The organism is Chromobacterium fluminis, assembly GCF_011602385.1.
Lineage (GTDB): Bacteria > Pseudomonadota > Gammaproteobacteria > Burkholderiales > Chromobacteriaceae > Chromobacterium > Chromobacterium fluminis.
The window spans coordinates 1-11820 of record NZ_JAAOMA010000005.1; the positions used below are offsets into that span (position 1 = coordinate 1).

General features: G+C 64.2%; 12 protein-coding genes. All 12 read right to left on the minus strand.

Annotation, left to right across the window (positions count from 1 at the left end):
- The coding region (locus tag HA052_RS05115; protein WP_166451090.1) for a CHASE domain-containing protein at nucleotides 1-695 on the minus strand (695 nt) is incomplete at its 3' end.
- Between the two features lie 243 nt (nucleotides 696-938).
- Complete coding sequence (locus HA052_RS05120; protein ID WP_166451091.1) at nucleotides 939-2639, minus strand: hydrogenase maturation protein; 1701 nt, start codon at nucleotides 2637-2639, stop codon at nucleotides 939-941.
- Nucleotides 2640-2867: 228 nt separating this feature from the next.
- Nucleotides 2868-3608: a LytR/AlgR family response regulator transcription factor gene (locus HA052_RS05125; protein WP_166451092.1), complete on the minus strand. Its 741-nt coding sequence runs from the start codon at nucleotides 3606-3608 to the stop codon at nucleotides 2868-2870.
- On the minus strand, nucleotides 3596-5308 hold the full coding sequence (locus HA052_RS05130; RefSeq protein WP_081549568.1) for a tetratricopeptide repeat-containing response regulator: 1713 nt from the start codon (nucleotides 5306-5308) through the stop codon (nucleotides 3596-3598). Before HA052_RS05130 ends, HA052_RS05125 begins: the two co-directional genes overlap by 13 nt.
- 85 nt (nucleotides 5309-5393) lie before the next feature.
- A complete protein-coding gene (locus HA052_RS05135; RefSeq protein ID WP_081549566.1) occupies nucleotides 5394-7550 on the minus strand; it encodes a UvrD-helicase domain-containing protein in 2157 nt (718 codons plus the stop codon).
- Nucleotides 7551-7628: 78 nt separating this feature from the next.
- Nucleotides 7629-8099 (minus strand): DUF2269 family protein, encoded by a 471-nt coding sequence (locus tag HA052_RS05140; protein WP_166451093.1) that lies wholly within the window; start codon nucleotides 8097-8099, stop codon nucleotides 7629-7631.
- Nucleotides 8096-8464 (minus strand): DoxX-like family protein, encoded by a 369-nt coding sequence (locus HA052_RS05145; protein WP_166451094.1) that lies wholly within the window; start codon nucleotides 8462-8464, stop codon nucleotides 8096-8098. The genes HA052_RS05140 and HA052_RS05145 overlap by 4 nt, the downstream gene beginning before the upstream one ends.
- On the minus strand, nucleotides 8461-9300 hold the full coding sequence (locus HA052_RS05150; protein WP_166451095.1) for an NAD-dependent epimerase/dehydratase family protein: 840 nt from the start codon (nucleotides 9298-9300) through the stop codon (nucleotides 8461-8463). Before HA052_RS05150 ends, HA052_RS05145 begins: the two co-directional genes overlap by 4 nt.
- Nucleotides 9297-9680, minus strand: a complete 384-nt coding sequence (locus HA052_RS05155; protein WP_166451096.1) for a hypothetical protein — start codon at nucleotides 9678-9680, stop codon at nucleotides 9297-9299. The genes HA052_RS05150 and HA052_RS05155 overlap by 4 nt, the downstream gene beginning before the upstream one ends.
- 115 nt (nucleotides 9681-9795) lie before the next feature.
- Nucleotides 9796-10323, minus strand: coding sequence for a GbsR/MarR family transcriptional regulator (locus HA052_RS05160; protein ID WP_166451097.1), 528 nt, complete (start codon nucleotides 10321-10323; stop codon nucleotides 9796-9798).
- A 118-nt stretch (nucleotides 10324-10441) separates the two neighbouring features.
- Nucleotides 10442-10672, minus strand: a complete 231-nt coding sequence (locus HA052_RS05165) for a DUF2061 domain-containing protein (RefSeq protein WP_166451098.1) — start codon at nucleotides 10670-10672, stop codon at nucleotides 10442-10444.
- A gap of 160 nt (nucleotides 10673-10832) precedes the next feature.
- Complete coding sequence (locus tag HA052_RS05170; protein WP_166451099.1) at nucleotides 10833-11675, minus strand: isopenicillin N synthase family dioxygenase; 843 nt, start codon at nucleotides 11673-11675, stop codon at nucleotides 10833-10835.
- Nucleotides 11676-11820 lie beyond the last annotated feature (145 nt).

The window sequence follows — 11820 nt, forward strand, 5'->3', positions numbered from 1 at the left end:
GGGCCGGGCGGGGGATCGTTGCGGTGGAACAGGCGAACTTCCACGCCTTCCCGCAGCGACAGCGGGCTGGGCAGCAGGCTGTCGCTGCGTATCGCCATGGCGGCGAAGTGCGCCGGCGCCAGGGTGGCGGCCAGCGGTTTGCTCAGCATGTCGTCCATGGCGCGGATGAGCAGGTAGCCGGCCGGGAGACCGGGCAGTTTGATCTGACTGGAGATTTCCATCCGGCCGCTTTCCAGCGCATTCTGCAGAGCTTGGCGCGCGGCTTGCAGCCGGCCCAGGTCCGCGGCCAGCAGGCTGGACTGGGGCATGGGTTCGATGAAGACGAGAGGGAATAGGCCAAAGCGGCCTCCCCAGCCGTCGCCGCTGGCGGCGGGCATGGGCAGCGCTTGGCCGTACAGTTGCTTCAGGCGTTGGCCGAATATCGGCAACTGATCTGGGCTGATGCGTTCGATATGACCCAGCCACTGGATTTGCGGATAGCGGCGCAGCAGTTGTCGGGCCAGCCTTTTTTCGGACGGCAGATCGCTGTGGCGGTCCAGCGCGCTGAAGGTGGCGTAGCTGTCCAGCACGGTTTCATGGCTTTGCAGCTTTTGATTGAGCTGTTCGGAGAGCAGCAGGGCGTCGCGATTGAATTGTTGCTCGGCGCCCAGCAGGGCGTGACTGGCGATCGACAGGGCGACTAGCGCACTCAGCACCAGCCATATCGCGATGCACCCTGCATATACCAGCCGTGTCCGCATGTAGCAACCGTAGGAAGGGGGAAAGAGGAGATGTTAGATTTTATAAGAAGGCGCGGTTATTTTTTAGCTTTGGCTGATGAAAAAGCGGGTTTTAAGTAGTTGTACGTAAAACAATACTGTTGTTTTTCGTCATGAAATTGAAATCAAACGGCCCGCGAAGGCGGGCCGTTTTGAGGAAGAGAACAGTGTGGCAGGTTCTTAGCGGGCTTGAGCCCAATCGGCGACCAAGCGTTGCGGCGTACCGCAGGCTTTGCGCTTGAACACAAAATTGCGGCATCTCTCCAAAAACTGGCCGCGGTTTTCCACCATGTCCTGGCGCATCTCCAGCAGCTCGGCCTGGCGGCAGCGCTCCATCCGCTCCAAGTCCAGCTCAGCCTTGCGCGCGCGCTGCGGGCGGAAACGGTCGTCATTCAGCGCCAGCCCGGCGGCTTGCCGCAACCAGACGCCGAAGTCGTGCGGGTCGTGCGGGCCGATGTCGTGAACCATGCCCAGACGCCAGGCTTCGCGCGCGCTCAGCGGCAGGCAGGCGTTGGTTAGCTGCCGGGCCTGTTCTTCGCCCACCGCGCGCGGCAGGCTGTAGGTCCAGTATTCCGAGCCGTACAGGCCCATGGTCTTGTAGTGAGGGTTAAGCACCACGCCGCCGCGGGCGAAGACCAGATCGGCGGCCAAGGCCAGCATCACGCCGCCGGCGCCGGCGTTGCCGGTCAAGCCTGACACCACCAGTTGGCGCGCGGTCAGCATTTCCTGGCAGACGTCGTCGATGGCCTGGATATTGGCCCATGCCTCCAAACCCGGCTCCGGCGCGGCCTGGATCACGTTGAGGTGGACGCCGTTGCTGAAGCTGCCGCGGCCACCGCGCACCAGCAGCACGCTGGTGTCCTGAGCTTTGGCCCAGCGCAGCGCCTCGCTCAGCCGTTGGCATTGTTCGGTACTCATCGCGCCGTTGTAGAACTCGAAGGTGAGTTCGCCGACGCGACCGTATTCGCGGTAGCGGATAGGCTGGTAGCTTTCTTCGCAGTGCGGGTGGGTGTTGATGGACCAGTCCAGCCGCGGCACGCCGTCCAGCAAGCCGGCCAGCACATGTCGCGCCGGGCGCTTGAAGGTTTCCTCGCCGGCCTCCGGTTTGCGGCGCAGCGCGCCCAGCCACAGGCTGTGCTCGCCGGCACCCACCAGCACGGCGTCGTCGTGCACTGCCAGCAGCTGCCCCGGCTGGCCGGCGCGATAGTCCAGATGGGCGTCGTAGACGTAGTAGTCTCCGCCGGCCAGTTGCGTCAGCACGCCGGGCTGGCCGTCGGCGGCGTCGATGCGGCGCTTGATCTCTACGGCGGGCTGTTGCCACAGGAAGGCGCGGTCGCTTTGTTTCATATTGGGCTGTAGCCGGCCGCGCACATGCGCTTGGCCGTAGTCCAGCGGCGCGGGCGCGAAGCCGGTGCCGAACTTCTCCACCACGTCGCGGATGCAATACATGGCGGCGTCGCTGACCGGGCCGTTGTAGAGCTCGGATTTGCGCACGTCCGGCGGCATGTCGAATTCGCAGCTGGACCAGATCGGGCCGGCGTCCATTTCCTCCACCGCTTGCAGCGCGGTGACGCCCCAGCGTTTTGCTCGCAGGGTGATGGCCCAATCCAGCGCCGAGGCGCCGCGGTCGCCGACGATGCCGGGATGGATGATGACCACCGGCCGGCTGGCGTCGCGCCACAGGGTTTCCGGCACCCGGTCCTTGAGGAAGGGGCAGATGACGAGATCGGCGCCGGATTGCTGGATGTTGGCGCCGACTTCCTGCTCGTTGGTGAATAGCTGCACGCTGACTTGGTGGCCGGACTGGCGCAATTCCAGCCAGGCGCGTTGGGTGAGACCGTTGAACGCCGACGACAACAAGATGATTTTCAATGACCGCATGACCGCTCCTTGCCCAAAAATGAATGCATGGCCGGCGGCGGGACGCTGCCGCGCGAACCGTGCGCATGGGCGAGGATGATAGTTTTAGTTCTGACAATGACAAATGACTAAAGTCAAGCTTGATGCGATTGAAAATCAGAACGCAGCTTTCTGCCATCAATGATTACAGATGCTTTGGTTTTGTGATCTGTATATATGGCGACGGCGCGCGGGGTGGGGAGGGCGAGCCTAGTCCTGCTGGTGCAGGCATTGCTTGATGCCGGCCAGCTGCCGCCGGCTGACCGGCAGCGGCTGGCCGATGTCGGCCAAGCGTACTTGCCATTGTTCCTCGCCGTCGATGTTGGCGCGGAACAGTTCGCGCAGCGCGTGACGCATCACCAGGCAATTGCGGTGGATGCGCACGGCGGCGTTACCCAGGCGTTGTTCCAGTGCGATCAGGGTTTCGTCCAGCAGGTATTCCGCGTCCGGGGTCACCAGAGTGACGTATTTGAGTTCGGCTTTGAGATAACGGGCTTGGGAGAAAGGGATGGGCAGCAGGCGGTCGCGTTGGCGCACGGTGAAGCTGGCTTCCGGCTGCGGCGCATCGCCGCGCTGGCGGCAGGCGCGCTCCAGCGCCTGGCGCAGCCGTTCGCGGCGCACCGGTTTGAGCAGGTAGTCTATGGCTTCCAGTTCAAAGGCGTTGACCGCGTACTGTTCATGGGCGGTGGTGAAGATCAGCTGCGGCGCCAACGGCTGGCGGCGCAGCTGCTGGGCCAGTTCCAGGCCGGAAACGCCGGGCATGGAGATGTCGGCCAGTACGATGTCGGCCAGGTTCTGCGTCAGCCAGGCCATGGCCTGGCGGCTATCGGTCAGGCAGTAGACGTGTTGCAGCCCCTGTTCGCGCAAGAGCTGGCGCAGTCGTTCACAGGCCAGCGGCTCGTCGTCCACCACCAGCGCGCGCCAGTCTTGCCAGGGGTTTACAGCACCCATTGCGGTTTGCCCAGCTTCTCCACCAGCATGCGCCAGGCTTGAAGGATTTTCTGGAACTTGTTGTTGGTGGGGGCGATGTCGCGCACCTTGCTCAGCATGTCGTGGGCGCGGCGCATATGGCTTTCATGCCAGCCCTGACGGTGGACGTAGGCCATGGTGGCGTTGATCAGGTTGAGCATGACCTGGATGTTTTGCGGCATTTCCTCGTGGGCTTTGACGAAGCGTTCGATGGCGGAGTCGAATTGCCCGGCCTGGGCTTCGCGCACCGCCTGGTTGTTGAGCTCCAGCACCGATTGCACGTTGTCCGCGATCAGCTGGCGGCCGTCTTCGCCCAGGCCCACTTCTTCGAACATGTCCCCAAAGCGCGCGAGCAGTTCCTCGTCGTCGTGATGGTTGCGCACCAGATCGCGCATCACGTTGTTGCCGGCGTCCTTGTGGCCCTGAGCGTAGCAGGCACGGGCGAACTCCATCTGCGCGTCGCTGCTGAGCTTGGGCGCCAGCTGGCGGAACTTGGCTTCGGCGTCGCCAAATAACTGGCGTGCCTTGTCGCGGTTGCCTTTCTTGCTTTGCAGCTGGCTGTCCACCACGGAAGCCATCCACTCGCCTTCTTCGTTGTAGCGATAGTCGCGGCGCAGATTGGACAGGGTGCGGCCGACGTTGGCGGTGTCGCCGCGCGCCAGTTGCACCCGCGCCAGCGCGGCGTAGTGAGTGGGGCTGCGGTGCCAGGTGTATTTGGCGATGTCCAGCGTGGTTTGGCAGGCGTTTTCCGCCACCTCCAACTGATTGTTGAGCAGGGCCACTTCCGCCAGCTGTTGCTGACGGCGGAAAACTACCGGGGAGATGTCGGTGGCTTGCTTCAAGGTGGCCTGGGCTTCGTCCAGGTTGTGGTTGCTGCGGTAGAGTTTGGCCAGCCAGTCGTAGGCTTCCATCACCCGGTCGTTGTCGGTGAGGACTTCTTCGAACAGCAGCCGCGCCTCGTCATAGGCTTTCAGGCCGGTCAGCGATTTGGCCAGGCCCATTTTGGCCCAGGGCACTGGCTTGATGCGCAACACGTCCATGTACAAGGAACGCGCGCTGTCGAAGTCGCCTATCTTCAGCGCCAGCGAGCCCTTGAGTTTCATGAAGTCCAGCGTGAACTCGCCGCGCTCGCTGATCAGACGCGAGCAGACTTCGATGGCGCTCAGGTATTCGTGGCGCATGATGGCCTCGTCCACGAGGCGGAAGGCTTCGCGGCGGCGCATCGCCTTCTCCAGCCGCTCGCGCAACACTTCGCCGGTGAAGGGTTTGAGCAGGTAGTCGTCCGGCCCCAGCTCCGCGGCGGAGATCACGCGCTGGGAACGGCGCTCGCCGGTGACGATCATGAACACGCAGGATTGCTTGATCAGATTGCGTTCTTTGACTTCCTCGAACAGGTAGAGGCCGTCGTAGCCGTTGCCCAGATCGTAGTCGCACAGCACTACGTCGAACTCGTATTTGCCCATCTTGGCCAGTGCGTCGCCGGCCTTGCTGGCGTACTCCACCTTGTCGGCGCCGAAGGAGGATAGAGTCATCGCCAGCGCGCGCTGCATTTCCGGCAGGCTGTCGATGATCAGGAACAGGCGCTTGCTGTACGGGTCGTCGTAGTTCTTCCGCGGCGAGGCGCCGGTTTTGGCGGCGGCAACGCTTTGGAAGGTGGTCGAGTTGGTGTTGGCTGTGCTCATCTCGCTATCTTTGACGATTCTCCGCAAACTGTCATCAGTGCGACTTACAAAAATCGCTCAAGCGGCCGTCGCCGCGGCGAGAGGCTTAGCCGGCGCTCAGCTTGGCGTAGCGCAGATCCAGCCACTTCACGCCGTGTTCGGCGAAGTTGATTTGCAGGCGCACATCCTCGCCGCCGCCTTCGGCGTTGATCACCACGCCGCTGCCGAACTTGGCGTGCTCGACGGATTGGCCGATGCGGAAGCCCTGGCTGTTGTCTGCGGCCACGCGGCCCACCTTGGGGACCGTGCGCCAGGATGCGTTTGCCGATGCATTTGTCTTGGCCGGCGCTTTCACTTTAGCAGATAGGTCGTGGGTGAGCTCCGTCGGGATTTCGTCGACGAAGCGCGAGCGTATCGGATAGCGGCTCTGGCCGTGCAGCATGCGGCTTTGCGCGTTGGACAGATAGAGCCGCTGACGCGCGCGGGTGATGGCCACGTACATCAGCCGGCGTTCCTCCTGCAGACCCTTGCCGTCGTTCATGCTGTTTTCGTGCGGGAACAGGCCTTCTTCCAGGCCGGAGACGAAGACGGCGTCGAATTCCAGGCCCTTGGCGGCGTGCACCGTCATCAGTTGCAGCGCGTCGCTGCCGGCTTCGGCCTGGTGTTCGCCGGCTTCCAGGCTGGCGGCGCTGAGGAATTCGGTCAGCGCTTGCGCCGGCTCGTCCGGCATGAAGCCGGCGGCGGCGTTGATCAATTCGTCCAGGTTGGCCAGCCGCTCTTCGCCTTCTTTCTTGTCCTGCTCGTACATCGCGCGCAGGCCGGAGTCGTCTATGGCCAGGCTGACGGCTTCGGCCAGCGGCAGCTCGCGGCCCCGTTCGCGCATGCGTTCCACCAGCAGCACGAACTCGCCCAGTTTGGCCGCGGTGCGGCCGCCGCCGGAGGCGCAGGCGGCCTGCCACAGGGTGACGCCCTGCTCGCGGCTGACCGCTTGCAGGCCTTCCACCGTGCGCGCGCCGATGCCGCGCGCCGGCACATTGATCACGCGCAGCAGCGCGTTGTCGTCTTCCGGGTTGGCGATCAGGCGCAGATAAGCCAGCGCGTGCTTGACTTCCTGGCGTTCGAAGAAGCGCAGGCCGCCGTAGATGCGGTAGGGAATCTGGGCGTTGACCAGCACATGCTCCAGCAAGCGCGACTGGGCGTTGGAGCGGTAGAGAATGGCCATGTCGGACAGGTTGAAGCCGTCCCGCTTGAGGCTGCGCACCTCGTCGCTGATGAATTCGGCTTCCTCGCCGTCGGAATAGGCTTCGAACAGGCGGATCTTTTCGCCCTCGCCGGCGTCGGTCCACAGATTCTTGCCCAGCCGGCCGTCGTTCTGCTCGATCAGCGCGTTGGCGGCGTTGAGGATGTTGCCCATTGAGCGGTAGTTCTGCTCCAGGCGCACCGGCTCGCTGACCGAGAAATCGTTCAGCAGGGAGCGCATATTGCCCACTTCCGCGCCGCGGAAGGCGTAGATGCTCTGGTCGTCGTCGCCGACGGCGAACAAGGAGCCGCCGTCGCCGGCCAAGAGCTTGAGCCAGGCGTATTGCAGGCGGTTGGTGTCCTGGAACTCGTCCACCAGGATGTGGCGGAAGCGGCTGCAATAGTGCTGGCGCAGCGCCTGGTTGGCGCTCAGCAGTTCGTAACTGCGCAACAGTAGCTCGGCGAAGTCCACCACGCCTTCGCGGCGGCATTGGGCGTCGTAGGCGGCGTACAGCTCCACCAGCTTGGCTTCGTAGGGATTGAGCGCCGGCGGCAGCTTGTCGGCGCGCAGGCCGGCTTCCTTGCTGCCGTTGATGAAGCTTTGCACCGCGCGCGGCGGGAATTTCTCGTCGGACAGTTCCAGGCTTTTCAGCAGGCGCTTGATCGCCGCCTGTTGGTCGGCAGAGTCCAGTATCTGGAAGGTCTGCGGCAGGCCGGCGTCGCGGTAGTGGGAGCGCAGGAAGCGGTTGCACAGGCCGTGGAAGGTGCCTATCCACATGGTGCGCACGTTGACCGGCACCATGCTCGCCAGCCGGGTCTGCATCTCGCGCGCGGCCTTGTTGGTGAAGGTCACTGCCAGAACGCCGCTGGGGCTGGTTTGCCCGGTGGACAACAGCCAGGCGATGCGGGTGGTCAGCACCCGGGTCTTGCCGCTGCCCGCGCCGGCCAGCACCAGCGCGCTCTTGTCGGGCCAGGTGACGGCGCGCAGTTGTTCTGGATTGAGGCCGGCGAGGAGATCTGTCATGGCGAGGTGTCTATCTGGTTCAGGCAAAACGCCATTTTACACTAGGCGTGCGGCGTGGCGGTTTTGGCGCGCCGTTGCTTACATCGTCGGCTTCAGCACCATTAGGAAATACACCGCCAGCATCGCGCAAAACGCCGGATAGCCCAGGCATTCCCAATAGCGGGCGTAGCGCCAGTAGCGCGCCGGCAGCGGCTGGCCGGCGGCGACGGCGGCGTGCGCCATCGCCGCCATGCGGGTTTGCAGCCGCAGTACCGGCAGCCAGCACAGGCCGGCGAACAGGAACAGGCCGATGGAGGCGAGCAGCCAGCCGCTGGCGAGAGGCCAACCGGCCTGCCGCGCCAGCCACAGGCCGGACAGCGGCTGAAAAATCCCCGCCGGCGTGGTGAACCACCAGTCGGCGCGCACCACCAGCCGCGCCACTTCGGCCTGGGCCGCGCTCTGGCGGCCGCGGTTGGCGAAGAACAGATAGAAGGCGGAGCCGAAGCCAGTGCCCACCATCAGGGTGGCGGATAGGATGTGCAGGGTTTTGACCACGAGATAGGCGTTCATGAGGAAGTCTCCCGGCGAGCGCCCAGCCACAGCAGCATGGCCAGGATGGGCAGATTTTTCACTAAGGGGGCGAACGGATGCAGCCAGTTTTCCGGCAGCCAGATCGCCAGCGTCAGGCTGTAACCGGCGACCACGGCGGCCTGGGTCCGCCACAAGGCGCGGCAGGGGCGTAGTAGGGTCAGTAGACCGAAGGCGAGGTCCAGGCCGCAGGCGGCGAGGAAGAGCGGCGCGGCCCAGCCGGCGGGTAGCGGCAAGCGTTGCAGCATGACGATGGACGCGTCCCAGGCGCTGAGCGGCGGTTGTAGGCCGCTCCACAGCCACAGCGCCGCCAGCGCGTATTCGATGTTGCGCGTGGAGGGTGTCATGGCGCTTCCCGGAATTGGCCGCTGGCCAGCGGGGCGCGTTGCAGCAGCGCGCCGAGGGCGGCCGGGTCGCCGCAGCTGCCTCGGTTCAGCATGGCCAGGGTATCGCGGCTGATCAGGCTGGTCGGCCAGCGTTCGGCCAGCGTCGCCAGCGCCCGGCTGGCTTGAGACGGCAGGTTGAGGATGTAGGCGGGCGAGGACAGGCCTTGCAGTTGGCGCAGCTGGCGCAGATAGTCGGCCAGCGTCAGCGCCTCAGAGCCGACGAAATCGACGACGCCCTCCGGCGCTTCGTTGGCTGCGGCCAGCCTCGCCAGGCCGTCGATCACGTCGTCGCGCGCTACCGGCTGCACCCATTGGCTGCCGCCATCGGGCAGCAGCCACAGCGGCAGCCGCGCCAGTTGCAGCAGCAGACGGCTGCTGGCGCCTTGTGGACCGTAGATCAGCGAGGGGCGCGCGATGCGCGCCTCCAGGCCGCTGGCCAGCAGGGCGGCGTCGCCGCGGCCCTTGCCGGCCAGGAACAGAGTGTCCGCTTGCGGATCCGCGCCGAGGGCCGACAACTGCACCCAGCGGCGCACATCGGCCTGATAGGCCATACTGGCCAGCTGCAGTGGTCCCAGGTGATGAATGGCTTCCAGCGCGCCGGCCGGCTGGTCCAGTAGTTGGCCGGCGGCGTTGACCACCACGTCGACGTTTTCCAGCCAGTGACGCCAATCGGCGCGCGGCTGGCGCAGGTCCAACTGGCGGCGGCTTGGCGCGCTAACGTGGTGACCGTCTCGTTCCAGGCGCTGACGCAACGGCCGACCGATGAAACCGCTGCCGCCCAAGAGCAGGATCTTCATTGCGCGGCCCCCGGGGGTGTGGCAGGCAAGGACTGGGCCTGCTGCGCGATGGGGCGCGGCGCCACCTGCCGCCAGACCAGGCGCAGCAGCACCAGCAACTGGGCCACCACACCCAGCAGCGCCCACATCAGGATGCCGCGGATGTCCAGCCATAGAGAGGTGGAAGGGGCATCCGGCGCGAACAGCAGCACGGCCAGCAGCGGTCCGGCCAGGATCAGGATCAAGAAGGCGCGTTGCCAAAACGGGCCGCCTGCGCCGTGTTCGCAAAGCGCCTGGGTCACTTGCCGCAAGGGGCCGGCCAGCAGCCACCAGCACAGCAGGCTGCACAGCAGGCTGCACAGCAGGGGGACGATGATCATGCTGATGATGAATCCGCTCATGGTGTTCTCCTTTGTTTCTGAAATTTCTGTCAAAACAGAAATGTAATGGCAAAAAAAATTCGCGGGGTTTCCGGCGGCGCAAGCCCGCCCGGCGCCGCCCGCGTGCGCGGCGAACTTATTTATCCCGCCCCAACAGCTTCTGAATGCTGGCGCCCATCTTCAGCACCCGGCTCAGCGTGGCGGTGGACAAGCGCAGCATTTCCCGAGTCCAAGAGGTGAGGGTGTCCATGAACTGCCAAGTGCTGCGAATACGCTCCTGCGCCAGCGGGCTCTCCTGCTGGAAGTCAGGGCTGTCCATGCATTCCTTCAGCACCAGCAGCGTGGGTTCGATTTCGCGGCGCTGTCGCTCCGCCACGATGATGCGGAACAGTTCCCAGACGTCGCCGGAGGTTTCGAAGTGGTCGCGGCGGTCGCCCAACACATGCACGGTGCGGATCAGTTGCCAGTTCTGCAGTTCTTTCAGGCTGTTGCTGATGTTGGAGCGGGCCACAGTGAGGGTGTCGGCCAGTTCCTCGGCGTTCAGCGGGCGGCCGGTGATGAACAGCAGCGCGTGTATTTGCGCAACGGTGCGGTTCACGCCCCAGCGGGTGCCCATTTCGCCCCAGTGCAGCACGAAACGTTGAGATACGGGTGTCAGTTCCATGGGCTTAACAATATTTGTTTCCGAAATTTCTGTCAATACAGAAATTCATTGGCATGATAGCGAGAGGGAGCGGCAAGGAAAGCGCCGTGCCCGGAGAGCGAGCACGGTGTTGAAGAAGTCAGTGCTGATGGAACAGGGCGTTGTGTCCGGCGGCGCTGGTTTCGGCGGCTTGGGCCTTGCGGCCGCGGATGCGGTCCCAGACTTTTTCGTGGAAGTAATAAGCCACGGTGTTGACCAGTGGCTCCACCAGGGCCAGCAGGCTGGAAACGCCGATATTGCCGGTCAGTAGATAGGCCACGCTGAAAGCGACGGTGAAATGGCAGATGGCGAAGGTGATGGTCTTGAGCATGGCTGGGCTCCACGATGAGAATTTATTGAATGATAGTCATTATCATTTATGTGTGCCAGTTGATTCTTTCGCTCAGGACGATAGCGTGATGCTAATGAGTTGGTTGTCTTGATTGTGATAGGTGGGCAGCGGCAGCGCGGAGGCTGCCGCCGACGGGGGCTTACTGTTTGACGCCTAATTCGCGCAGGCGCTCGTTCAGGTAGCTGTCCGCGGTGTAGCGTTCGGACAGCACCACTTCTGGTCGCGGATGCAGGAACAGCGGCAGCGAGATGCGGCTCTTGGCCGCGCCTTCGCCGCTGGGGTTGACCACGCGGTGTTGGGTGGACGGGTAGTAGCCGTCCGAGGCTTCTTGCAGCATGTCGCCGATATTGACCACCAGAGTGCCGAAATCACAGGGCACGTCCAGCCATTCGCCTTGCTTGTCCTGCACTTGCAGGCCGGGCTCGTTGGCGGCGGGCAGGATGGTTAGCAGGTTGATGTCGCCGTGGGCGGCGGCACGCAAAGAGCCGGCGGGTTCCCGGCCGGTCAGCGGCGGGTAGCGCAGCACGCGCAGCAGGGTTTTCTGGCTGTCCGCGATCATGTGCGATAGCGGCTCGGTATAGTGGGCGGCGATGTGGGCCGGGGTGTATTGCTGCACCCAGGACAGTAGTTCCTGCGCCAGCTGGTTGGCGATGGCGTAGTAGCGGTCGGTGTCGGCCTTGAGCTGCGGCGGCACGCGGCCCCAGGGGTAGATGTGGAAGTATTCCTTGATGTCCTTCAGCGTTGCGCCCTTGGCGGTTTCCGACACTTCCGGCGAGAACCAGCCGTCCTGTCGCTCCATGGAGAAGGCATAGTCGTATTTGGCCTGGCTGTTGAAGAAGGCGAGCCAGTCCGCGTAGATTTTTTCGACCAGGTCCTGGGGTACCGGATGATTGACCAGCACGCCGAAGCCGGTTTCGTGCAGCGAGCGGGTGAATTGTTCCGCCGCGTCCGGCGCGTGGTAGTCGACAACTCTGACATTCATGGGGTGGGGTTCCTGAGGATTGCAGGACGCTGCCATTCAATGGCGGGGCAGGCGCCGAGGGCTGGGATTCTACCCGCGCCTTCCGGCATCACCAAGCGCGAGCCGTCGTCCTTAGGGGCGGGTGTCGCGTCGCGGCAACGTCGCC